General features: G+C 41.2%; 24 protein-coding genes and 1 pseudogene. All 25 read left to right on the top strand.

Translation table 11 applies throughout. The annotated features are described in order from the left end of the window. Positions 1 to 119 precede the first annotated feature (119 nt). A complete protein-coding gene (locus tag BLR82_RS20800; RefSeq protein WP_139186929.1) occupies positions 120 to 458 on the top strand; it encodes a hypothetical protein in 339 nt (112 codons plus the stop codon). Positions 459 to 474: 16 nt separating this feature from the next. Next, positions 475 to 882: a hypothetical protein gene (locus BLR82_RS09510; protein ID WP_074598751.1), complete on the top strand. Its 408-nt coding sequence runs from the start codon at positions 475 to 477 to the stop codon at positions 880 to 882. Positions 883 to 1,115: 233 nt separating this feature from the next. Next, positions 1,116 to 1,313 carry a hypothetical protein gene (locus tag BLR82_RS09505; protein ID WP_074598750.1) on the top strand — a complete coding sequence of 66 codons (198 nt, stop codon included), beginning with the start codon at positions 1,116 to 1,118 and terminating at the stop codon, positions 1,311 to 1,313. A gap of 72 nt (positions 1,314 to 1,385) precedes the next feature. Next, a complete protein-coding gene (locus tag BLR82_RS09500; RefSeq protein ID WP_074598749.1) occupies positions 1,386 to 1,637 on the top strand; it encodes a hypothetical protein in 252 nt (83 codons plus the stop codon). 122 nt (positions 1,638 to 1,759) lie between these two features. Next, positions 1,760 to 2,437: a hypothetical protein gene (locus BLR82_RS09495; RefSeq protein ID WP_074598748.1), complete on the top strand. Its 678-nt coding sequence runs from the start codon at positions 1,760 to 1,762 to the stop codon at positions 2,435 to 2,437. After that, the gene (locus tag BLR82_RS21470; RefSeq protein WP_281242177.1) at positions 2,383 to 3,450 is read left to right on the top strand and encodes a hypothetical protein; all 1,068 of its coding nucleotides are present in this window, start codon (positions 2,383 to 2,385) and stop codon (positions 3,448 to 3,450) included. The genes BLR82_RS09495 and BLR82_RS21470 overlap by 55 nt, the downstream gene beginning before the upstream one ends. Continuing rightward, complete coding sequence (locus tag BLR82_RS09485) at positions 3,450 to 3,890, top strand: SMI1/KNR4 family protein (protein WP_074598747.1); 441 nt, start codon at positions 3,450 to 3,452, stop codon at positions 3,888 to 3,890. The genes BLR82_RS21470 and BLR82_RS09485 overlap by 1 nt, the downstream gene beginning before the upstream one ends. Positions 3,891 to 4,314: 424 nt before the next feature. Next, on the top strand, positions 4,315 to 5,091 hold the full coding sequence (locus BLR82_RS09480) for a recombinase family protein (protein ID WP_074598746.1): 777 nt from the start codon (positions 4,315 to 4,317) through the stop codon (positions 5,089 to 5,091). Positions 5,092 to 5,247: 156 nt separating this feature from the next. Continuing rightward, positions 5,248 to 6,486 (top strand): IS110 family RNA-guided transposase, encoded by a 1,239-nt coding sequence (locus BLR82_RS09475; RefSeq protein ID WP_074598745.1) that lies wholly within the window; start codon positions 5,248 to 5,250, stop codon positions 6,484 to 6,486. Positions 6,487 to 6,558: 72 nt separating this feature from the next. Next, positions 6,559 to 7,055 (top strand): annotated as a pseudogene (locus BLR82_RS09470) (DNA/RNA non-specific endonuclease). A 5-nt stretch (positions 7,056 to 7,060) separates the two neighbouring features. Next, a complete protein-coding gene (locus BLR82_RS09465; RefSeq protein ID WP_074598744.1) occupies positions 7,061 to 7,540 on the top strand; it encodes an immunity protein YezG family protein in 480 nt (159 codons plus the stop codon). A gap of 318 nt (positions 7,541 to 7,858) precedes the next feature. Beyond that, positions 7,859 to 9,037, top strand: a complete 1,179-nt coding sequence (locus BLR82_RS09460; RefSeq protein ID WP_074598743.1) for a thiolase family protein — start codon at positions 7,859 to 7,861, stop codon at positions 9,035 to 9,037. Positions 9,038 to 9,223: 186 nt separating this feature from the next. After that, positions 9,224 to 10,195, top strand: a complete 972-nt coding sequence (locus BLR82_RS09455) for an N-acetylglucosamine kinase (protein WP_074598742.1) — start codon at positions 9,224 to 9,226, stop codon at positions 10,193 to 10,195. Between the two features lie 12 nt (positions 10,196 to 10,207). Then, the gene (gene murQ / locus BLR82_RS09450) at positions 10,208 to 11,125 is read left to right on the top strand and encodes an N-acetylmuramic acid 6-phosphate etherase (protein WP_074598741.1); all 918 of its coding nucleotides are present in this window, start codon (positions 10,208 to 10,210) and stop codon (positions 11,123 to 11,125) included. 80 nt (positions 11,126 to 11,205) lie between these two features. Next, the gene (locus BLR82_RS09445; protein ID WP_425440894.1) at positions 11,206 to 12,588 is read left to right on the top strand and encodes an ABC transporter substrate-binding protein; all 1,383 of its coding nucleotides are present in this window, start codon (positions 11,206 to 11,208) and stop codon (positions 12,586 to 12,588) included. A gap of 199 nt (positions 12,589 to 12,787) precedes the next feature. Next, on the top strand, positions 12,788 to 13,681 hold the full coding sequence (locus BLR82_RS09440; RefSeq protein ID WP_074599099.1) for a carbohydrate ABC transporter permease: 894 nt from the start codon (positions 12,788 to 12,790) through the stop codon (positions 13,679 to 13,681). A gap of 58 nt (positions 13,682 to 13,739) precedes the next feature. Continuing rightward, positions 13,740 to 14,570: a carbohydrate ABC transporter permease gene (locus tag BLR82_RS09435; protein ID WP_074598740.1), complete on the top strand. Its 831-nt coding sequence runs from the start codon at positions 13,740 to 13,742 to the stop codon at positions 14,568 to 14,570. Positions 14,571 to 14,615: 45 nt separating this feature from the next. Further along, positions 14,616 to 15,482, top strand: coding sequence for a MurR/RpiR family transcriptional regulator (locus BLR82_RS09430; protein ID WP_074599097.1), 867 nt, complete (start codon positions 14,616 to 14,618; stop codon positions 15,480 to 15,482). A gap of 415 nt (positions 15,483 to 15,897) precedes the next feature. After that, a complete protein-coding gene (locus BLR82_RS09425) occupies positions 15,898 to 16,701 on the top strand; it encodes a DeoR/GlpR family DNA-binding transcription regulator (protein ID WP_083334783.1) in 804 nt (267 codons plus the stop codon). A gap of 242 nt (positions 16,702 to 16,943) precedes the next feature. Further along, positions 16,944 to 17,633 (top strand): ribulose-phosphate 3-epimerase, encoded by a 690-nt coding sequence (gene rpe, locus BLR82_RS09420; protein WP_074598739.1) that lies wholly within the window; start codon positions 16,944 to 16,946, stop codon positions 17,631 to 17,633. A 26-nt stretch (positions 17,634 to 17,659) separates the two neighbouring features. After that, a complete protein-coding gene (gene rbsK, locus BLR82_RS09415; protein WP_074598738.1) occupies positions 17,660 to 18,610 on the top strand; it encodes a ribokinase in 951 nt (316 codons plus the stop codon). 15 nt (positions 18,611 to 18,625) lie between these two features. Beyond that, positions 18,626 to 20,182, top strand: a complete 1,557-nt coding sequence (locus tag BLR82_RS09410; RefSeq protein WP_074598737.1) for a sugar ABC transporter ATP-binding protein — start codon at positions 18,626 to 18,628, stop codon at positions 20,180 to 20,182. Between the two features lie 4 nt (positions 20,183 to 20,186). Beyond that, complete coding sequence (locus BLR82_RS09405; protein WP_074598736.1) at positions 20,187 to 21,170, top strand: ABC transporter permease; 984 nt, start codon at positions 20,187 to 20,189, stop codon at positions 21,168 to 21,170. An 11-nt stretch (positions 21,171 to 21,181) separates the two neighbouring features. Further along, on the top strand, positions 21,182 to 22,144 hold the full coding sequence (locus BLR82_RS09400; protein WP_074598735.1) for an ABC transporter permease: 963 nt from the start codon (positions 21,182 to 21,184) through the stop codon (positions 22,142 to 22,144). Between the two features lie 109 nt (positions 22,145 to 22,253). Further along, positions 22,254 to 23,315, top strand: coding sequence for an autoinducer 2 ABC transporter substrate-binding protein (locus BLR82_RS09395; protein ID WP_083334782.1), 1,062 nt, complete (start codon positions 22,254 to 22,256; stop codon positions 23,313 to 23,315). The last annotated feature ends 3 nt before the right edge of the window (positions 23,316 to 23,318 follow it).

Here is a 23,318-nt window from a genome sequence, read left to right as displayed (position 1 = left end):
AGTTTCAAAAAACAATCCCAGAAAGTGATATCGAAAAATACTTATCTGGTGAGTATACGGAAATAGGTGGATATATTGCTAAGTATGATGATGTTAGTCATATTAAAAACTATGGTGACGTGGTTGAATCTTTCCGCCTTGACTACACTTCATGGAATGGAAGTAGGCCATTTCCTGATGATGGTGATAGCTATGGAAAAATTAAATTTACAACTAACAATGAAGATAATATTGAGATTCCCTATGGAGAACGATTCGGTGGAACGAATACAGATGGTCCACCTTGTACACAGAATGGGTTTACAGGATCCAGAAATGGCGAATTAGTGCCGGAATGGCAATTTGATAGTAGATATTTCCCTAATAATGAAGCAGAATTATATCGAGTTAAAGACGGAATTGAAAAACTAGTAGCTATATATGATAGCGATTTAAAAATGTTTATACCGGTCAAATAGTAAAGGAGGGTCATGTATGGAAAAAGGAACATTTGCAAAATATAAAAATAAAATCTTTAGAGTGAGTAATATTAATGGAGATAATATAAGATTAGTAAGTGAAGATCTAGCCGATTTAAACAATGGTTTTAAAGAAAAGATTTATTCTGGCAATATTAAAGATAGTACTAACCTCCCCAGGCTGTATATTAAGGAAGTAAAGAAAAAAGAGATTGACGAAATATTTGAAGTTGATTACAAAGCACGACACAAAGGGCATATATTTAATTTAAGTTTTAATGCTGCAGGTTCACAATTTAGGCTAGGCACCACTAACGCAGAACTTGCAAAGCAAAATGGATTTGAACGAACTGATAAATACTATTATGAGAAAATAGTAACACAAGATGAAATTGAAGTTTTAAAATTTACAAAAAATCTGTAATGCTGGGAACTCTGTGCAAAACAGATAAAATTAATTTGTTGGTGTTTAGGTAAATGAAGGGAACGTTCCTTGTTGATGGAAATAACAACATCCTTAAAAATCAAGGTGTCTAGACGATTTGAAATTGAGTTTAACTATATTACTGATGCCTCTTATGAGATGGAAGATTAATTAGGTTGAGAGAGTATGGAGAATTAATGGACTTACTATCTAGAGGGGATTAATAACACGGAATGTATGGTCAAATTTATTGGCGAAAACGGAACATTGTTATCAAGACAGAAGCCTTAGATAACTGGCTGGCATATTATGCATTTTTTAGTTTGCTGTATTACTTATATTTATTGGATGAACACAGTAAGAAATTAATCAGCAAAAATGAAGTAAACACTGACTTTGAGGATGAAGATGACGCAGTCATCTTATCTTAAACAAAATCCATATACCACCCTACTCAACACATTCAGAAGTGGTTTAAGCAATTTAAAAATTAAGAGGTTAAAATGACAAAAACAGAATTCCTAAAGAAATATGAAGCTGAAAAACTAGATATTGGTGAATATATTCTAGTGCTAGATGACATAACAGATGAATCGCTAGTGCTAGGTTGTGCACACGACCAAGGCATATGGAAAGTCTATGAAACAAGAGAACGAGGAGGGCACTTCATTATGAAAGAGTTAGATAATGAAAATGATGCCTTTGATTACTTTTATCAGATTGTGTTGAGTCACCATAAAAGAACAAACAATTAGTGTAACTGGAAAGAAAGCTAATTGGATATACCCATTTATTCTATAATAGAAAATGTTTACCCCTTCAGAGATGTGTGGAAGTCAGTGACGAATTACGAAACGGGTTATTGGAGGTCTGATAAATGGATGTAAAGTACATCCCGGCGCATTGGAAAAAGATGAAGGACGGGTTGGGCGACCTGATCGGAATTGGTCCCTTTGGAAAAGGCATAATCGATGATTTAAGGCACATAACGGAAAACCTGGAGGACGCAGAATCGGAAATCACCAAATATGACCGGGATGGCGTCATTTCTTTTTCGCATATCGACCGGGAAGGAAAATACCAATCCTTATTCGAGGATTTTAAAGTACTGCATGATTTTTCGGGAAAGGTTGGCGATATTGTAGACCGCACCATCGATGATCCTTTTCATGAAGACATCGACAAATTTGTATCCTCCATGCGGGATGCCACTATTTCCAACTATACGACAAAGAACCGGATAGACGCGACCCAGCAGCAAGTGATTTACCAGCGTTACGGCATGCAGGAAACCCGGGAAGTGCCGAAGACGGAAGTCAGTCTGGATGACTTGCTCAGCGGCGATAATTATTATGCGGAACAGCTGCAGGTGGAATACGACATATGGAAGGCGGAACATCCCGACCAGGAGTTCACGCAGGAAGAATACCGCATGGCCGCGGTCAACATGAACGCTTTTGAATATGAGACTATCAAGGACCAGCAGCATAACAAGGAGTTTTGGGCAATATCGGCGCATTGGCGGTGGTCGTCGGAGCTACCGTATTGGCTGTAGTTGTGCCACCGGTCGGGGTGCCTTTAGCACTCACAGTGGGAACGGCATATGGTACAATGGAGCTGGGAACAGCTGTCACCGGAAAAGACTGGGCCTCCGGAAGGGAACTGGGTACGGGGGAACGATGGCTACGAGGGGCACTAAGCCCTCTGGATATCGTCCCGGGTGTAGCCGGAATCAAGAGGTTCAGCAGCGGCGTCCGCACGGCCAACCAGGCAGCAAACCTGGGTCAATTTGGCCTAAAAGCGGGCCTTAAAACCAGCATACAGCAGGAACTGAGGCATGTAGGGAACATGGTTACCGCGGCAGGAAGGCAATCGACTGCAAGGCTGAAAAGCGCCGGAGCAGCTTTGAAGGACAGGGCCATTCGTGATGCGATAACCACAGGAAAAGCAGCAGACAGTATGGTCACTTCTGCGAAAAATATTGCTTCGCCACGGCGAGTGGTCTCCATGAATGAATTGGGCAACGTACATATCCCTGCCGAAAATACCCGCTTCTTTGAGAACAAGATAAAAGATACGTTGACTAAGGCAGACGGGGCTAGTGTTAGTTTAGGTGTTAAGGGTACGGGTAATAAGATAGATTCTGATACAATAAAAAAATATATTAGAGATATAGAAGGACGAACCGGCAGAGAGTTACCTAAAAACCAAACAGAGAAGTTAAAGGAAGCCTTAAGAAATAAAGAATATAAAAAAATGTCACCAATAGAAACAGCTAAGCATAGGGCAGAATTCGATAAAGTAAAAAATAAAGTAATTAAAGAGTGGGAAGAAAATACTGGGCAAAAGTGGCCTATGTATAATGAAAATGTTATTTCGGAAAAAACAGGTAAAATAATTAGGAAACAAGGAGATAAGTATGATGCTCATCATATAATTGAAAATACTTTTGGCGGAGAACATGAATGGTGGAATATGCATCCTGCAAAATTCCCAAATGAGCATCAAGCTGGTATTCATGGAGCTGGTTCACCAGCAAGTACACTATTTAAAGGAGGTATAAAATAATGAACTATGAATTTATTAAGGAAAACCAAGAAAATAGTTTTTATCCAGTGAATGAAAACGAAATAAAAGAGGTTGAGAAGGAACTCGATTTAAAATTTCCTAAGGAGTTAGTTAATTTTTATATAGAGGTCGGCTACGGATTTATTAAAGGTTCAGAGTTTAATATTAATCGTATTATGGACCCATATTCAGTAAGGGATTTTCGATTAAGAGTTAATGATTTTGAGTTTTATCCCGACATAGAAATCTATGATGAATTTGAGAATAACAAACTAATATTTTTTGAAGGCAGTGAAGCAGCTTTAATGTCAATAGAATTGAATGAAAATAATAGAAGTGCAGTTTACTATTATGATATTCAAATTGCGACTTCTCTTGAAGAATTTTTAAGAAAGATAGAAGAAAATGATAAATATTATTTGGAGTTACTAGTTGATTAAAGAACGATAATAAAACATACCTTGAATGGTTTTACGCCTTTCAAGGTTTTTTTCTTTAATTTATAATAAATTTACTGATATTTGAGTGAGACAATAAGAAAATAATTTGTTTGAGAATTGAGAGCTCATGATGGTAGGACCATCATGGGTATCGTTTTAATACTTGGATAGTAAGAAAAGTACGATAATTAGGCGAGATGACATTTTATATGGTAGGGGTAGTTATGACAGGGAATGGCTAAAAAACTAACGAGAATGACAAAGCTCGTGGCGATAAACAATTGGTAACGTGAAAGGGAGTTCTTTGTCTGTTTTGGATTAAAAATTTTAAGTTGTATTTTTACTCGAGACGGTCGTATAATGCTCGCTATTCGTTTAAAAAGCGTTACATAAATTTTAATTTTCGTAACGGGAGGGTGAAAAGTTGAACGTTGTTGGGTATATACGTGTCTCCACTCAAGGGCAAGCCAAAGAAGGATATAGTTTGAAATATCAAGAAGACGAAATCAAAGCATACTGTGAAGAACAGGGTTTTAACTTGATACATATTTTTAGAGACGAAGGAATTAGTGGCGCAAAACTAAATGAAGAAGCATTAGAAATAGACAGGGTGGGCTTACAGGAAATGTTGGCTCACCTTTCGTCTGTCCAAATTGATTATGTGGTAGTACTGAACACAAGCCGATTATGGAGGTCGGATATAGTAAAGGTGTTGATACAACGAGAGTTAAAGAAATATGGATGTGACATTAAAAGCATTGAACAACCATATTACAGCATTCACAAAAAAGACCCAAACGACTTTTTGGTCAATGGCTTAATGGAGTTATTAGACCAATATCAACGGCTTGAAATAGCGCTAAAGCTAACGAAAGGCAGAAACAAGAAAGCAAAGGAAGGCGGATATGCAGGAGGAAGGGCGACATTTGGCTATACCAAACAAAAGGGTGAAAAAGAACTAAAAATACATAACGGGCATGCAGAAGTAGTAAAAAGATTATTTCAACTTAAACAAAAATATAAGAAATGGTCACTGTCTAGATTGGCAGAAGCCTTAAATGATGAAGGTTATCAAACAACGCAAGGTAAAGCATTTACGAAAGTACAAGTGAAGCGAATATTAGACCGAGAAAGTTTTTATCAAGGGATATATAAATACGGACAAATACAGGCAAATGGAAAACATGAAGCAATAATTTAAAAGGTTACTTAAAAAAGGGACTCATTTTCTTATAAGTTACTGTGTAGCGGTGAAAATGGATAGGCTTTCGTACCAATGCGCACCGAATGGTGAACGCTCGAACTAAGGTTGCCGGCATTTTCATTCCATAATTGACAACTGAATAGGGGGATAACCATGCATGAAAAGCAGAAACATATTTATGTGGGTGTAGACTTACATAAACAGCACCATGTGGCAGTGATTATTAATTGTTGGCAGGAAAAACTAGATGAAATAAAAATTGAAAATAAACCGTCCGCTTTCTCAACATTTTTACTAGATATTGATAAACTGACAGAAGAAGGGTTGACACCTGTATTTGGATTAGAAGATGTGGGCGGTTACGGTCGAGCCCTGGCACAATATCTAACGGACCATGGACAAGTTGTAAAAGAGGTTAACCCAGCACTTTCATACGCTGAACGAAAAAGCCATATGACCACACAAAAGAGTGATAGCTGGGATGCAGAATGTGTAGCACGCATTTTATTGAATAAACTGAACCATTTGCCAGATGCAAAACCGCATGATCTATTTTGGTCGATACAACAATTGGTTACTAGAAGAAATGTATTGGTAAAGGCGCAAGGTGCTTTAAAAAACCAACTTCACATTCAATTGAGTCACCATTACCCTAGCTATAAGAAGTTTTTCTCCGAGGTGGATGGGAAAACAGCTTTAGCATTTTGGGAACGATATCCTTCACCGTCTTGTTTAGAAGGTTTGAGTGTAAAGCAATTGACCACATTTTTATTAGAAGTAAGTAACAATACGTGTAGTTCGGTGAAAAAAGCCAATGAAATTCTGAAGCTAATGAAAGAGGATGGGAATACAACAAAAGAACATCAGGAGACAAGAAACTTTTTGGTAGAAAGCATTGTGCGCCATATTTTATTTGGAAAGCAGGAAATAGGCAAGGTGGAAAGAGAATTAAAAGAGTTAATGAGTTTACTAGACTTTCAACTAAACTCCATGCCAGGAATTGACCTTGTGACAGCTTCGGCATTAATTGCAGAGATAGGTGATGTAAGACGCTTTCCCAATGCCAACAAATTAGCACGATTCGCGGGGATTGCGCCTGTTTACTTTGGCTCTGGTGGGAAAGGCAAGGAACAAAAAAGCAAACAGGGAAATCGGGCGCTACACGCTTTATTTTACAACCTAGCAGTCCAACAAGTACAAGTGGCAAAAGGAAGTAAACTGCCAAGGAACCCAGTGTTTCATGCCTATTATCAACGAAAGCTAAAAGAAGGTAAAACAAAGGGACAAGCATTGGTATGTATTATGAGAAGGCTTGTGAACATTATATATGGCATGATGAAGTACAAAACTACCTATGAATTGCCGAAAATGAAAGAGAAGGAAGTAGTTTAAAAACATTAAGACTGGTTGTTTTTTTTATTTTTAGATTTTAAGATAACAACATAGGGTACGGGTAAAGGTAATATAGTCAACGAAGTTAAAGAAATTGATTTTGGAAAGCACATAATAAAAGGTGAAAATGGTAAGAAACAACTACTCCCAAATACTAAGTACGTAACCAATGATAACTACAAATATACTACCGATGAACTTGGACGTATTGTTAATGTAGATGCTCCCGAACTTGTATTGAAAAAGGCAAATAGAAATAAATATGCTCAGGCAAATGTAGGGGGAAAAGACAGATTACCAGATGATGATGGCGGACATTTAATGGTCCTCCTGATATTGATAATCTTATACCACAAAATAGTCAAGTTAATAGGAGGGGTGGAGTTTGGTACGAAATGGAGACTGAATGGGCCAATGCATTGAAAGATGTACCGTCCAAGAAAGTCTCTGTTAGTATTGAACCGATTTATTCTAATAATTCAATGCGACCAGACTCCTTTATGGTCGAATATGAAATTGAAGGCCAATTTCCAGTGATTCGCGATATTGCAAATAAATCAGGAGGCTGAAATTGATGAGTTTTGAAACAGAATTAAACGAGTTATATAAAGAAATTGCACAACAGGTTAATGATATGATTCCAACTGAATGGGATAATTTCTATTTTAATGGTGAAGTTAAGGAGGGAGAAGGCGGAGTTTTCTTCTTTTTTACGCCAAAAGGTGAGGAACAACACATTTTTTCACATTATATTCCAAAATTATATAGTGTAGATAAGAGGGCTTATAATAAAGAACTACATAAATTATTTCAACTTACTGTTGAACTCCAAAAAGTTTTTACTGATAATGACCAAGATCCTTGGTTTTCAGTGACATTAATATTAAATGATACAGGTAAATTAAACGTACATTTTGATTATACAAATTGGCATAAAAGTGAATTTGGTCCAACAGATAGAGTTAAGTATTTTGAATACAAATATATAAGACAAAACAAAGAACAGCTAGATTTGGATTTGTTAGAGAGAATGGAGGAATTTGAAGAAAAGTAAACAATAAAGCACTTGGTTGCCTTCTAGGCACAGGTGCTTTTGTTTTTTGGCGAAGTCAGAACAATATGAATGAGACCAGTTTGAAATTCAAAGCTCATGAAGGTAGTACCATAATGGAGTATTGATTTAATATTTGGATTTTGCGAGAAGCACGATAACCAGACGAGATGACATTTTACATGGCATGGGTATTTATGACATTAATGGTTAACTATCTAACGAGAGCGTACCATTCTATTGCCAATAATGTAAGCGATTACTTATAATGGAATAACAGCAAGCTGAAACGGTATTTCAATAATAAAAGGATGTGGTGGTATGGAGGAAGCGGTAATCGTCAGTGCGAAACGGACGCCGATCGGTGACTTTTGCGGCATGTTGAAGGATTACTCGGCGGTGGAATTGGGAACGGCTGCGCTGAAGGGGGCAATCTCTGCTGCCGGGATGGAAGCCGGACTGATCGAAGAAGTAATCGGAGGACAAGTCTATCAAGCAGGCTGTAAGGGAAATACGGCCAGGCAAATTGCCCTTGCAGCAGGGTGTAGCGATGAAACCGTAGCGTTGACAATCAACCAGCAATGTCCGTCTTCTTTGCGGGCGGTCGAGATGATGGCACAAAACATTATGCTTGGGAAAATGGAAGTCGGAGCGGTTGTCGGGTATGAAAGCATGACCAATGTTCCGCATTTGATCCAAGGGGCGCGAAGTGGATATAAATTAGGTGGCGGCAAGATTGTCGATGGGTTGTTGCATGATGCCCTGATTGACGCGTTTAATGGGTATCATATGGGAATTACAGCGGAAAATTTGGCGGAACAATATGATATCAACCGGGAAGAACAGGATGCATTTGCGCTGCAAAGTCACGAGCGTGCCTGCCAGGCTGCGTCAGCTGGACGTTTCGCCGAAGAAATCATCCCGTTGGAAATAAAAACAAAACAGGGCACTGTGCAAGTGGCAGAAGATGAGCATCCGAATCCGGAAACCAGTTTGGAGCAGCTTGCAAAGCTGAGGCCTGCCTTCAAGTCTGATGGAACCGTGACAGCCGGCAATGCTTCCAGCTTGAATGACGGTGCGGCGGCCGTCATTGTAATGAGTAAAACAAAAGCAGAGCAGCTTGGCTTGCAGCCTTTGGCAAAAATCACAGCATCCGCCTCAGCGGCTGTAAGTCCTGAAGTAATGGGAATCGGTGTCGTTCCTGCTGTGGAAAAAGCATTGAAATTTGCCGGTATCGGACAGGAAGCCATCGATTATTGGGAAATCAATGAAGCCTTTGCCGCTCAATTTTTGGCAGTCAATCGCGAGCTTAAACTGGATCTCGATAAGGTAAATGCGCATGGTTCCGGCATTTCACTTGGGCACCCAGTAGGCTGTACCGGCGTGCGATTGCTCGTGTCACTTTTGACCGTCATGGAGCACCGTCAGCTAGAGAGAGGCTGTGCAACTTTATGTGCCGGCGGAGGTCCTGCAGCCGCCATGATCGTCGAGAGGTTCTAACAGACTATGTTCATTGGACACGAGCTTAGGAAAAAGGGCTTGTGTCCTTTTATTTGGCATGCTTCAAAAGCATTTATTTCCGGTCGGAAGTCCCGATTTGAAATAATATAACACTATTTAAATAAAATATTGACAAAAAAATTCAACGCTTATATAATGAAAGCAACTTAATCTTGGAGGATTCCTATGCCTTTTGTTATTGGAATGGATGGTGGAGGAACAAAAACTACCTGCTTGATAAAAGAGGTAGGGGGAGAGCTACAGAAGAATGGGAGATTGGTAGAACAATTTCAAGGGCCAGGTACGAACCCGCACGTAGTCGGTTTTGAAACGGCAGCTGCCAGGATCGGTGAGCTTATCCGATATGGACTAGAGGCAGGAAGTCTGAAGACAGAAGAGGTTTCCGCTGTTTGCTGCGGGCTCGCAGGTGTGGGGAGAAAATCCGAAGAACAAAGGATGCAGCAATTAATCTCCGATGAACTAGATTCACTTAAAATGTCCGAATATTGCGAATTGGACGTATGCTCGGATTCCTATATCGCCCTGCGGGGAGCACTCGAGCCGGGGACGGGTGAGGGGATCCTCGTCATATCTGGCACAGGGTCCAATGCTCTTGCGCTGACGAACTCCGGCAAGCTGACGAAAAGTGGAGGCTGGGGGCATGTACTAGGAGATGAAGGAAGCGGTTATTATATCGGGATGAAGGCTCTAAATTATATCACACGGGCATATGATGGCAGAGACAAGGCTACAATGCTGACCAGTTTGATTCTAAAACGGCTTCAGTTGGAAAAAACAGAAGATCTCATCGCATACATATATGGCGAACGACCAGAGAAACGGGAGATTGCCAGTTTGGCACGTCAGGTCATCGAGGCGGCTGAACATCGGGATGAAGCAGCTGAAAACATTCTCCGCCAGGCAGGGGAAGAGCTGCTTACACACGTTGAAAGTCTGTTCCGGAAAAATCCGCAGTTTACTAAACAGACAGTAGTGACCGCTGCTGGATCAATTTTTACGTATTCCACACTAGTAAGGGAAACCTTTATCAACGGGTTGAGACAGCGGAATCTGGGAATCTATCGGAAAGCATATCAAAGCCCGGCATTTGGAGCGGCGATCGTCGCAGAAGAGCTGGCACACCCATCTAAACAGTAGGGGGACGAATAAATGGAGTTGGCAAGCCTAGTAACAGAACAGCGGAATAAACACAGCATGAAGCTGGATCAAATGTCGACAATCGAAATCCTGCAAACAATCAACCAGGAAGATAAAAAGGTTGCCGAAGCAGTCGAACAAGTCCTGGGGGATATCGAAGTGGCCATTGAGCATACTTACCAGGCTTTTTCAAAAGGCGGTCGCCTGTTTTATTGCGGAGCAGGCACGAGCGGCAGGCTTGGTTTTCTCGATGCCTCTGAATGTCCGCCCACCTTTATGACATCACCTGAAATGGTCCAAACCGTGATGGCAGGGGGAAATCAGGCTGTCAGCAAAGCGCTGGAAGGCTCTGAGGACAATGAACAGCAGGGTGCGAAAGACTTGCAGGCACGGCACCTTACCGCTGACGATGTGGTAATCGGCATCACTGCAAGCGGTCGAACGCCATACCCGATTGGGGCTTTGAAGTATGCAAGGGAAGTCGGGGCGTACACGGTCGCCCTTTCCTGCAATGAGCAGGCTGTCATCAGCAGTCATGCTGACTGCAGTATCGAAGTAATCGTCGGGCCGGAAGTGCTAACCGGTTCTACCAGGCTGAAAGCAGGAACCGCCCATAAAATGATCCTCAATATGATTAGTACCACAGCTATGATCAAGCTTGGCAAGGTGCAGGAAAATTTGATGGTCGATGTCCATGCCAGCAACTACAAACTGATGGAACGGGCGAAACGGATCATCATGGAACTGACCGATATATCGTATCAAGCGGCGGAAGAGGCATTGCAAGCCGCAAACAAACAGGTGAAACCGGCCATTGTCATGGTGGAGGCCAAGGTTACATACGAGGAAGCCAAACAGGCTATCAAAGAAAGCAAGGGGTATGTCAGAGAAGCGATTGATTACGCAAACAAGCATTACACGCAAGCGTAAAAGGGGTTGAAACGACGTCTGTGGCCACAGGCTGTGGATGTGTTTCTCATAAATCAATTTTTCACAAAGGGGGATTTTGTTTGAAAAAGTGGAGGAAAGGTCCTGTTGGATTGTTGTGGGCTGCCATTCTGATTCTTGGATTGATGCTGGCAGGCTGTGCGCCTGGTGCTAGCGGCGGTGATGAAGCAGAAGGCGGTCAGTCGGAAGATACGGGTGACACTTCCGACGGCGGTGATGACAGTGGCGATAGCAGTGGGGAAATCTCAGGCGAATTGGAGATTCAGTACTTTGTCGGAGGATACGGCGATTCCTGGTGGAAAGAAGTTATCGGGGACTTCCAGGAAGAGTATCCGGATGTGACGATTACCGAGCATGCCGGACCGAACATCAACGAAGAGATGCGTTCACGCTGGGTCTCGGACGATCCACCGGATGTTGTCTATATCGACGGTGCTGGTTCCAGTGAAACACAGATGGTGGAAGATGGCCAGCTGATGAATCTAACAGATTGGGTGAACGAAATTGAAGTAGACGGTTCACCGTTGCTGGACAACCTGATTGTCGAGCCGGCCGATTATGACGGCGACATCTACAGCTTGCCGCTTGTATTCGACACATGGGGAACCTGGTATGATCGAGCATGGTTCGAAGAAGAAGGGTTTGAAGTACCGGAAAACTTTGACAGCTTCATGGATTCCATGGCAACAATCAAGGACAAGGAAGGCATTGCTCCTTTTGTGACGACTGGACAATATCCATACTACTTCCTTCGTGGCATGCTTTATCCGGCATTTGCAGCTGCAGGCGGGGAAGAATTGCTTGCCAGCGTGATTGACGGGGAGGAAGGCGCCTGGACAAGTGAACCAGTACTGGAAGTCATGAAAAAAGTAGAAAAAATGCAAGAGGCGGGTTACATCGATCCAGGTTTCGGTGCATTGAACCATACGCAATCGCAAATGAACTTTTTACTTCATGATAACGCATTCATTCCGGTAGGATTCTGGCTGCCGAACGAGATGGCCAATGATGTTCCAGACGGATTTGAATTCGGGTTTATCCCGTCTCCGATGCAAGATGCAGGAGATCCTTTCGCCATCGTTCCGGATTTGCGTCCACTGGCAATCGCTGAAAAGGCAGAGAATCCTGAAGCAGCGAAAGCGTTCGTCGAGTTTGTTTATAACCGTGAATATGCAACGCTATTCTCAGAACACACTGGTGCGATCATGAATATGACAAATGTTGATTTGACCGGCAATGAAAATGTTCCGGCGTATCTGACGGAAGCAAACGAAATGATCAACGATCCTGAACAGGTGCAAATTTATAACAAGCCGCATCCAATGAGCTCAGACTTGGAAACACCGATCGGTGACGCGCTGACTTCATTGATGCTTGGTAACATCACAGCAGAAGAATTCGTCGAAAAAGCGGAAGCGGCCGCAGCCGAGTACCGCGGCGAGTAACAGTAAATAAGAAATGAACCAGTTGGAATGTAAAGGCAAAGTTTCGTCTTTGCATTCCAATTTTCTTTTTATTATGGCCTGTAAAGCAGGCCTTATCATGGAGCAGGCAATGCTCCGCCGAAAATTCGACACAGAAAGAACGGGCTATAAATCGCAATGCTCCCGAGAGCAAATCTACAAAGCTGAAAAGGGTGATACGATGGTTCAATCAAAAAAACAGAAGTACCTGTTCCTGGCATTTTGTTTAGTACCGACGATGATCATGTTTTCCATTTTTACATTATATCCATTGTTTAATGGCCTTTATTATTCTCTGTTTTCCTGGTCAGGCTCCTCCTCGGCAGCAGAGTTCACCGGGATGAACAACTACGTCAAGCTGTTCAACGATTCGATTATTCCGCGCACGATTTTCCACGATTACTTTTTAGTGGTCACAAAAGTGTTTGGCATCATGATTCTGGCCACTTTCTTCGCCGTAGCCTTGACGCAGCTGCGGATAAAGGAAGCACCTTTCTACCGGATTGTGTTTTTCTTTCCGAATATTATGTCTGTAGTGGTGATCGGTATCTTATGGTCGTTTATCTACAATCCAAGCCTAGGTTTGATCAACTCTGGTTTGGAGCTGGTCGGTCTGGACAGCTGGACAAGGCCGTGGCTTGGAAGTGAGGATTGGGCATTGCCGAGCCTGGTGCTGCCGTCGGTCTGGGCAGGAATCGGCTTGTTCATGCTAATGCTGATGGGCGGCATCTCCAATGTCTCGAAAAGCTATTATGAAGCAGCGGAAATCGACGGCGCTACGGAATGGCAGCAGTTTTGGAAGGTGACCCTGCCATTGATATGGCCGCAAATTAAAATCTCGATTCTGTACATAGTCATTACTACCTTGAATGGTTCATTTATCATTGTTCAAGTAATGACGGGCGGAGGGCCGAACAATGCGACGCATGTGATGGGGTCTTATCTTTATCAACAGGCTTTCCAGCAATATAACTTCGGTTACGGAGCAACAATCGGCGTCATGATTTTAATCCTCTCCTTGATCACCGTGCTGATCATGCAGTTTTTCATGAAACGAGAAAAAGTAGAGTATTAACCGAAGATAGTTCCTATGGGATGCTTCCGGAACATTACTAGAAAAGGAGAGAGAACCATTGAAGAAGTTATTATCGCGGATCGTTATCAGACTGCCGCTTATCTTATGGGCGATAGCGGTTATTTATCCGATACTTTGGATGTTCATTGGTGCGTTTAAATCGAATGCAGAAATCTATGCCAATCCTTGGGGACTGCCCCATGTATTCAACTTTCAGAACTTTTCCCAAGCATGGAATGATTACAATATCGATACAAGTGTGTTCAATAGTTTAATAGTTACAGTAGTTGGCGCCTTGTTGACACTTATCATGGCGATTCCGACTGCGTATGCACTGGAACGCATAGTTTTCAAGGGAAATCGTTTTTTATTCACCCTGTATATTTCGGCCATGATGATTCCGACGGTATTAGGCTGGATTCCATTGTTTTTCTTGTTGATGCAGTTGAATTTACTCGATAATATTTTCGGTCTGTCGATCGTTTATGCTGTCAGTCAGCTTCCTTTCAGCATTTTTGTCCTTACCAGTTTTATGGGGACCATTCCCAAAGCACTGGAAGAGTCTGCGGCAATGGACGGACTGTCCCCTTATGGTGTACTATGGAAAATCATTACCCCGCTTTCCATGACAGGTATTATAACCGTGACCATCATGAATGCTATCCAATTTTGGAATGAGTATTTCATGGCATTGATATTCCTGCAAAGCGAGGAGAACTATACCCTGGCCCTGGCAATCGACTATATCAGCAATGAAGCGGAGTACACCAATGCCTGGGGTACACTGTTCGCCAGTCTTGCCATCGCAATTATCCCGGTCATCGTGTTGTATGCGATTTTCCAACGCCGGATTTCAAAAGGCATGACCGAGGGAGCAATCAAGGGGTAACGAAACCGGAACAGAAAAAGGATGAGAATGGTGAAAGAAAAAAATATGCTGACGTCCTTATCTGGAGGACTTGCCATGCTGAATGAAGTGAAGCACAAGCTGCCTCCATCAGAACGGAAGATAGCAGTTTTCATTTTGGAACAACCACATGAAGCGATTCACTGTACGGCGGCAGAACTCGGGGAGAGAAGTTCAACCAGCAGCGCTGCCGTCATCCGTCTATGTAAATCGCTCGGGTTAAAGGGTTTTCAGGAGTTAAAGCTTCGGATTACCGGTGACTTGCAAAAATCGCCCGATATTCAGTACAGGGATATTCATCCGGGAGAGTCTCCAGAATCGATCGTCGATAAAGTGACCAACAATAGTCTGCAAGCCATTAAAGAAACGACGGAATTCGTGAACTACGAAACGTTGGAAAAAGCGGTGACAGCTTTAAAGAATGCCGGAAAAATACATTTTTTCGGTGTCGGTGCCTCTGGAATCATTGCCCAGGACGCCCAGCAAAAATTTTTGCGGATGAACAAAGCGACTTCGGCTTTTACCGATATCCATAATGCGGCGATGTACATTGCCAATGTGGATCATAATGATGTAGTATTTGGTATTTCTTTTTCGGGAGAAACGATGGAAACAGCGAAAATGATGGAACTGGCCAAGCAAAAGGGGGCTGTCACCATCAGCCTTACCAGGTATGGAAGTTCGCCGGTTGCAGAGCATGCCGACATCAATTTGTATATTTCTGCTTCCAGGGAAGTTCCGGCACCGTTTCGCAGTGGTGCGACTTCTTCGCGCCTGGCCCAGCTGCATATGATCGATATATTGTTCGTCAGTGTGGTGACGGATCAATATAATAAAGCAGCGGATTACTTTCAGGAGATCAGTACGGCGATGAATTTTTTGAAAAAGCATTAGCTACTCTTCCTCTTCTGTAAGAAAGAAGGCCCTTCATGTGAAGGGCTTTTTTAAATGGAGTGGATTATCGGTAATATAGAACATTCTCTTCAATCTTATAAACTAATTTATTCATGCGGAGTATAATATCTGTTATGCTTACACTAGATATTGAAACGCTTACTTTTCGATGTGGGAGGAGGATTCGTGAAATGTAGAAAATGGTACTTGTGGAATTGGTTGGCTATATTGCTTTGCTAATTTTCATTCTCTTTCTTCCCATTACACACATCCTTCTATTTGAAGCAGCTGAACAAGTGATTATGAAAACCACAAAATAACCCACAATAAACAACGCTTATGTGTTGATTATTTGTTTGTTTTAGATATAATTTAGTTGGGTTATTAACAAAATACAAACTAAAGGTTGGGAAAAATGTTCGATTATACAGAAAATATGAAAGAAAAGTTGTCCTTTTTTAATGAAAGGCAACAAAAGATCACTGAAATGGTAGATAAAAGCGGCTCATTAAGAGTTGCCGATTTGAGTAAACAATTTAATGTCAGTGAGGAAACAATTAGACGTGACTTTGAAAAGTTAGAAGCACAGGGATTGTTAAATCGGATTCACGGGGGAGCAGTTAGAATAGAACAAAAGTCGGAGATACCTATTCCAAAGCGAAGAGCTAAAAATATTGAGGAAAAAGAAATGATTGCGGCTAAGGCGGCTTCTTATGTAGAAGATGGGGATATTATAGCCATGGACGCTAGTACAACGACATTAATTATGACCAAGTATATTAAAGGAAAAAGTCTGACGGTAATAACTAATTCGATCGGCGTTTCTTTGGAATTAGCACAAGAAAGTGATATACGAGTAATTCTTATTGGCGGTTATCTTGCGGAAAGTTCCATGTCGTTGGTAGGTAACTTTGCTGAAAGAGTAATTCAGGATTATCATGTTGATAAATTCTTTTTTTCGTGTTTAGGAGTGGATTTTAAAAGAGGCGTCAGTGAGATTCATGAAGACCAGGCTCTTGTGAAAAAGCAGCTGATATCCATCTCAGAGAAGCTATTTTTATTAGCTGATTATAGTAAATTCGGAGAAAAATCCCTGTTTCGTTTATGTGATATAACAGATGCTGATTACTTAATTACAGATAATAAAGTACCGATAAACACCATAAGAGAATTAAATAATCTGGGAGTAACCGGAATAGTTGGAGAGAAAAGCGATTAGCTTTTCTCTTTTTTTTTACCTAATTTTGGTTTTTCAACATTTTTACGTTAAATAATGTTGAAAATCAAAAAATATCATTAATTAAACCACAAAAAATGTTGAAAACCAAAAACTTGCTTGTTATAATTAATGCAATCAACTAATAAGAAAAAGTTAAAAATTTTTTCAGGTTAATGAATACGATTTCAATTATTGCAAAATTCAATCAACGGCCTGTTCATGGTCGTTCAGGAGGGAATACAATGGCAGCTATAGGTCCTTCATTAATGTGTGCGGATATGGGCACACTCCGAGATACAGTTAAGAGACTTGATCAAGCGCCTGTAGATTTTTTTCACTTTGATATTATGGATGGGTCATTTGTTCCTAACTTCACTATGGGACCAGATATGATAAATAACTTAAGACCTCATACGAATAAGTTATTTGATGCACATTTAATGATTGAGGAACCTGAAAGATACATAGATTTATTTGCCGATGCTGGTTGCGATATGATTTCTGTTCATGCAGAGGCTACGATACATTTACAGCGTACGCTTCAAAAAATCAAAAAACAAGGTTTAAAGGCAGGAGTAGCCTTAAACCCTGCTACTCCGCTTAATTGTCTGGAGTATGTCTGGGATACAGTTGATTATATTGTGGTTATGACAGTGAACCCGGGTTTCGCTGGTCAAAAGTTCATTCCAATGACATTAAAAAAAATTTCCATGCTAAACGAGTTGATAAGAGAAAGCGGCAGAAATATTGATATCCAAGTGGATGGAAATATCAGCTATGAGATTATTCCAGAAGTATTGGAAAGAGGAGCAGAAATGCTAGTATGCGGTACATCCTGCTTATTTAGAAAAAATGAGACTCTTGAGCATGCAACAGCGAATTTACAAAGATTTTTGCAAGACTTTGAGGAAAAGAATCTGGCCAATTCCTAACTTGACATAGAAAGAGATGATATCAGATGAGCATAACCGTGGTTGGAAGCATCAATATTGATATAGTTGCTCAAACAGACCGCTATCCTTCTAGAGGGGAAACTATTTTCGGAAAAAAAATAGATTATCTATCTGGAGGAAAAGGGGCAAACCAAGCCACCTCTGTTGCTAAATTGGGAAAACAAGTAAGCATGATTGGTGCTGTAGGCAATGATTTTCATGGGGATAAATTAGTGGATACCTTAAAAGAAAGGAAAGTTAACACTGAGTTTATAAAACGATCCCAAGTCCTTGCAACTGGCACAGCAATCATAACGATAGACCAGACGGCAGAAAATACCATGCTCGTATTAAAAAGTGCAAATGACGATTTACTTCCGGAAGATATTGAAAGCGCATTCTCGAAAATGACACATAGTGAAGTGTTGCTAGTGCAAATGGAGGTACCGCAGGAAACTGTAATTAGGGCGATGGAGCTCGCTAAGAAAAGAGGGATGTATGTAATTTTAGATCCTGCTCCTGCTGAAGGGATTACGGTTAAAGCCTTGGATTATGCTGATGTCATTACGCCGAATAGACAAGAGACTAAGCATATGATTGGAATCGATGTTAATGATATCGAGACTGCCGTTGAGGCTGGAAGAACTTTTGAAAAAATGGGTGTCAGAAATTCGATTTTAAAGATGGCAGATAAAGGATGTGTTGTCTACCAAAACGGAGAGTGGGAGCATCTGCCATCCATACCGGTGACCCCGCTAGATACTGTAGGCGCGGGCGATTCGTTTGCTGGTGCCCTGGCATGTGCGATTTCTGACGGATATGACCTTATAGAAGCAGCTAAATTCGCCTCCATTGTAGGGGCTTTGAAGGTTACGAAGCTAGGCGCACAATCAGGAATTCCAACACTTGAAGAAGTAGATGCTTTTTGTAAGGAGCGAGGCCTGACCTATTACGGGCTGGAGGAGAAAACGTTCTAAAAGGAGGTAGTCAAGTTGAGTGATTATATTTTACAAATGAAAAACATTAGCAAGACATTCCCCGGAGTAAAAGCACTTGATAATGTTGAACTGGAAGTAAAGAAAGGAGAGGTCCATGCTTTAATTGGGGAAAATGGTGCAGGGAAATCAACCTTGATCAAAATCTTGGCAGGTATTCATAAACCGGATCCAGGGGCGAAATTTTACTTCGAAGGAGAAGAAGCGAAGATTAACAAGCCGATTGATGCAACTTTAAAAGGTGTTTCGATAATTTATCAGGATTTAAGCCTTTTCCCTAACCTTTCCGTAGCAGAAAACATTTATATTGGCCAGGACAGCAATAAAAAACCATGGAAAAAGATAAACTGGAAAAACATCAAAAAAACTGCGGAAAGAGCACTTGAAGAACTGGAGGTAGATATTGATCCCAATACTACTGTAGAGCGTTTAAGTATTGCACAACAACAGCTTGTGGAAATAGCCAGGGCGTTGGCTTTTGAAGCAAAGTTAATTGTCATGGACGAGCCTACTTCCGCCTTATCGTCAAGTGAAGTAGAGAAGCTGTATAAGGTTGTGGATAAGCTAAGCAGCAGAGGGATTTCTATTATCTTTATCAGCCATAAGCTGAAAGAATTATTTAGAGTATCAGATCGATTTACTGTTTTAAGGGATGGCAAGTATGTAGGTTCCTATCAAACTGAAGAGATAGATGAGGCTAAGTTGATCAATCTAATGGTAGGAAGAGACGTTTCTTATGAAAAGAATGAAAAGGAAGTTGAAACAGGGGAAATAATATTCCAAGTTAGCAACTTTTCTAAACAAGGAAATTTTAAAGACATCTCCTTTTCCCTGAAAAAAGGAGAAGTTCTGGGGATTACCGGGTTGGTGGGTTCGGGGCGGACTGAATTAGCTCAAGCAATTTTTGGAGTAAACAAACCGGATAGTGGTGAACTGAAGATATACGGAAATTATGTGCAAATCCGTTCATCAGCAGATGCTGTAAAAAAAGGTGTGGCCTACATACCTGAAGCCCGGCAAACTCAAGGATTAGTGTTGGAACAGTCTATAATCAACAATATTTCGCTGCCTATCCTTAATAGAATGAGAAATAAGCTGAAGTTGATAGACAGGAAATCAGAAGTTCAACTGGCTGAACAATACATTAAGTCACTGGATGTCCGTCCTGCGCTTCCTGATTTACCGGCCTCGAAGCTCTCTGGTGGAAACCAACAAAAAGTAGTAATTGGTAAGTGGCTTTCCGCACAACCTAAAATACTAATTATTGATGAGCCGACAAATGGTATAGATATTGGAGCAAAAACGGAAATCCATAAATTACTTAGAAGATTGGCAAACGACGGAATCGGCGTCATCATGATATCCTCCGAACTTCCGGAAATTTTAGCAGTCAGTGACAGAGTTTTAGTGATGAGACATGGAAGGATATCCGGTGAATTAGGTATCAAAGAAGCAACCCAGGAAAAAATCATGAGTTATGCTTTGAATTCGGGAAAAAAGGATGATTCGTCTGATGTGTTACATGAATCAAATCAGGTAAGCCAGGGGGTATGAAGCGATGAAAGAGTTGCTGAAACAAAAGGAAATAAGCATCTTAGCAATAATCCTATTAATAGGAGCCGTTTTATCCTTTGTCAGCCCGGTATTTTTAACGGTAGGAAATTTCCTGGACATAATCGAAGGAAATGTAGTCCTCGGGATATTGGCAATAGGAATGACGTTAATCATCATTACCAGTGATATCGACGTATCTGTGGCAGCGGTAACTACTGCGGTTGCGGTCTCAATTGGTTATCTGTTTACTTATCTGCCTGATAGCTGGATTTCTGTTCTGCTATTGTTCCTGATAGCACCTGTAATTGGTTTGGTTATGGGATTAGTAAATGGTTTACTCGTATCTATCATCGAGATACCGGCAATCGTTGTGACACTTGGAACCTTGAATATCATTGCAGGAATAGTTTTATATATCACCAATGGCAACTATATTAATAGCACGAGCTTCCCGACGTCTTTTATGGAATTTGCCAACTATGAATTGTTAGGAATACCAATCTTGATTTATTTACTTGCAATAGTAGCGATCGGAACCTGGTACATTTTGAAGCACACATTAATTGGCAGGTCCGTGTTAGCTATAGGCGGAAATACACAATCGTCCGTCAGAGTTGGAATTGATTACAAAAAAGTGAAACTATTTGTTTTCGCGTATATGGGCGTCTTGGCCGGCATCGCAGCAATTGCACAAACAGCTTATACAAAAGCTGTAGATCCTAACGGCATGCTGGGACTGGAACTGACCGTAATTGCTGCAGTAGTATTAGGCGGAGCGAATATACATGGCGGTAGAGGTTCGGTTCATGGGACTCTGTTGGGTGTGTTGTTACTAGCTATAATGCAAAATGGCATGATACTGGCAAGAATTGATACCTATTGGCAAAACGTAGTTACTGGCGCAATTATCGTTATAGCTGTTTCTTATGATCACATTAGCTACAAGAGATCTCAGGATAAACTAGCAAAAATAGAAGTCGAGGCATAGGAGGTCCAAGGATGAAACTTTCAAAAGAAAGTATTTTAGGATTAATCGCTCTTGGAACATTTTTATTACTAGCACTTATAGCCCCTGGATTTTTATCTTCAAACAATATAACAAGCATGATGTTTCAACTGCCAGAATTTGGACTGATTGCTCTGGCGATGATGGTAGTAATCGTTACCGGCGGAATTGATCTTTCTATAACTTATATAGCTGCACTATCTGGTGTGGGGGCAGCCTTGATGCTGACAAATGGGTATGGAATACTACCTGCCATCATTGTAGCGATATTTTTTGCACTAGCTTGTGGCGCATTCAATGGTTTTGTTATATCAAAAATCGGGGTTTCTCCCATCTTGGTTACTTTAGGGACAATGGTCTTATTCGAAGGGATTATTTTGGCCATAACAAAAGGAAATTCTATTTCAGGATTTAGTGATGGATATAGCCTAATAGGAAATGGGTATTACCTGGGACTTGTCCCGCTTTCGATAGTTATATTTGTCCTATTTGCTATTATTACCGCCATATTGCTTAGCAAAACTAGCTGGGGAAGAAGTGTGTATATGTATGGAAGCAATGAAACCGCCACATTATTTTCTGGAGTGAAAAACAGCAGAGTGCTCATGAAGGTATATTTATATGCCTCCTTGCTGGCAGCCATATCTGCTATCATCATGACTTCTCGTTATAACTCCGTCAAAGTAGATTTAGGTTCATCTTATCTACTACAATCCGTGGCAGCAGCTGTATTGGGTGGAACAAACATACATGGCGGATATGGAAAGGTTATTGGTACTGTCTATGCAGTCATGATTTTCCAATTCATACGCAATGGGTTAAATCTGTTAGGTTTCCATTCTTCCCTTGTTGACGTCGTAATAGGGGCCATTTTGATTCTAGTCCTTGCGATGAATTTCTTCTCAGATAAATTTAAAAAAGTAGCAGAAACAAGAAAAGCAGAAAAGGCTGCCTAAACCGAAAGGATATACGCATGAAGTGTAAGCGGTTACGAGTCATGGATATTATCCTGGATTATTCTAGGTAATATAAATTAAATCATATTAACTAAGGGGGACATGAACGATGAAGAAGTTGTATTTGTTATTAATTGCTGCACTGTTGTTGGTTGGTATTTTGGCCGGTTGTGTTGCTGAGAACAGTGGCAGCTCAGATAGTGAGGGAGAAGCTGAAGCGGGAGGCTCAGAAGGTGAGTCTGCTGGAGGAGAAGAGGGATTGGATATAGCGGTGGTACCTAAATTAGTTGGCATTCCTTACTTCAATGCTTCCGAATCGGGAGCAAATGAAGCTGGTGAAGATTTGGAAGGAGTCAATGTTAATTATACAGGTCCGACACAAGCAGATGCCTCTGCACAGGTAAAAGTAATTGAGGATCTTATCTCTAAGAATGTCGATGTCATAGCAGTTGCACCGAATGATCCGGCCTCTGTGGAACCGGTATTGAAGAAAGCGAAAGAGGATGGCATTCATGTAATGGACTGGGACACTCCGGCGGATAAAGAATTGGTAGATCTTTCTGTAAAACAAGTTGATGATGAAGAGTTCGGACGTCATATGGCACAAAAACTAGTAGAAGCAATGGGAACTGAAGAAGGCGAGATAGCCATTTTGACAGGAGGACTGTCTGCAGCCAACTTAAATTTGTGGATTGAAGCAGCCCAAAAAGAATTCGATGAAAATTATCCTGGAATAGAAATAGTATCTGAAAAAATTCCTACAGATGAAAAGCAACAGGTTGCTTACCAAAAAACCTTGGACCTGCTGAAATCCTATCCTGACCTTAAAGGCGTGTTGGCTGTTTCTACACCAGCTCCTTTAGGTGCAGCACAAGCAGTGCAGGAAGAAGGTCTGCAAGATGAAGTATCCGTAGTAGGTTCTGCACTTCCTACCGATTCTGCTCCATTTCTCGAAGATGGATCACTTGATACCGCTGTTCTCTGGGATCCAGGTAAATTGGGCTATCTAACCGTCGCATTAGGAAAAATGCTGGCAGAAGGAGAAATGCCAGAAGATGGCCAGGAAATTGAAGGTGTTGGAGAAATTACGGTGAAAGAAGATGGAAAAACGGTGATTATGGGACCTCCGGCTGACTTCACAAAAGAAAATGCAGCTGACTTTGATTTTTAATTA

Origin of the sequence: Sediminibacillus halophilus (genome assembly GCF_900103695.1) — a bacterium.
Classification (GTDB): Bacteria; Bacillota; Bacilli; order Bacillales; family Amphibacillaceae; genus Sediminibacillus; species Sediminibacillus halophilus.
The sequence above is the reverse complement of the archived record's forward strand: the minus strand, read 5'-3'. Positions and strand labels throughout refer to the sequence as shown.

What these genes read in the sequence shown, in the direction of transcription:
- BLR82_RS09425 (WP_083334783.1), top strand. Translation starts at nt 15,898, where the DNA reads ATGTTCGATTATACAGAAAATATGAAAGAAAAGTTGTCCTTTTTTAAT.
- BLR82_RS09475 (WP_074598745.1), top strand. Translation starts at nt 5,248, where the DNA reads ATGCATGAAAAGCAGAAACATATTTATGTGGGTGTAGACTTACATAAA.
- BLR82_RS09430 (WP_074599097.1), top strand. Translation starts at nt 14,616, where the DNA reads ATGCTGACGTCCTTATCTGGAGGACTTGCCATGCTGAATGAAGTGAAG.
- BLR82_RS09485 (WP_074598747.1), top strand. Translation starts at nt 3,450, where the DNA reads ATGAACTATGAATTTATTAAGGAAAACCAAGAAAATAGTTTTTATCCA.
- BLR82_RS09500 (WP_074598749.1), top strand. Translation starts at nt 1,386, where the DNA reads ATGACAAAAACAGAATTCCTAAAGAAATATGAAGCTGAAAAACTAGAT.
- BLR82_RS09460 (WP_074598743.1), top strand. Translation starts at nt 7,859, where the DNA reads ATGGAGGAAGCGGTAATCGTCAGTGCGAAACGGACGCCGATCGGTGAC.
- BLR82_RS09405 (WP_074598736.1), top strand. Translation starts at nt 20,187, where the DNA reads ATGAAAGAGTTGCTGAAACAAAAGGAAATAAGCATCTTAGCAATAATC.
- BLR82_RS09400 (WP_074598735.1), top strand. Translation starts at nt 21,182, where the DNA reads ATGAAACTTTCAAAAGAAAGTATTTTAGGATTAATCGCTCTTGGAACA.
- rbsK (WP_074598738.1), top strand. Translation starts at nt 17,660, where the DNA reads ATGAGCATAACCGTGGTTGGAAGCATCAATATTGATATAGTTGCTCAA.
- BLR82_RS09455 (WP_074598742.1), top strand. Translation starts at nt 9,224, where the DNA reads ATGCCTTTTGTTATTGGAATGGATGGTGGAGGAACAAAAACTACCTGC.
- BLR82_RS09510 (WP_074598751.1), top strand. Translation starts at nt 475, where the DNA reads ATGGAAAAAGGAACATTTGCAAAATATAAAAATAAAATCTTTAGAGTG.
- rpe (WP_074598739.1), top strand. Translation starts at nt 16,944, where the DNA reads ATGGCAGCTATAGGTCCTTCATTAATGTGTGCGGATATGGGCACACTC.
- BLR82_RS09495 (WP_074598748.1), top strand. Translation starts at nt 1,760, where the DNA reads ATGGATGTAAAGTACATCCCGGCGCATTGGAAAAAGATGAAGGACGGG.
- BLR82_RS09465 (WP_074598744.1), top strand. Translation starts at nt 7,061, where the DNA reads ATGAGTTTTGAAACAGAATTAAACGAGTTATATAAAGAAATTGCACAA.
- murQ (WP_074598741.1), top strand. Translation starts at nt 10,208, where the DNA reads ATGGAGTTGGCAAGCCTAGTAACAGAACAGCGGAATAAACACAGCATG.
- BLR82_RS09505 (WP_074598750.1), top strand. Translation starts at nt 1,116, where the DNA reads ATGTATGGTCAAATTTATTGGCGAAAACGGAACATTGTTATCAAGACA.
- BLR82_RS09440 (WP_074599099.1), top strand. Translation starts at nt 12,788, where the DNA reads ATGGTTCAATCAAAAAAACAGAAGTACCTGTTCCTGGCATTTTGTTTA.
- BLR82_RS09395 (WP_083334782.1), top strand. Translation starts at nt 22,254, where the DNA reads ATGAAGAAGTTGTATTTGTTATTAATTGCTGCACTGTTGTTGGTTGGT.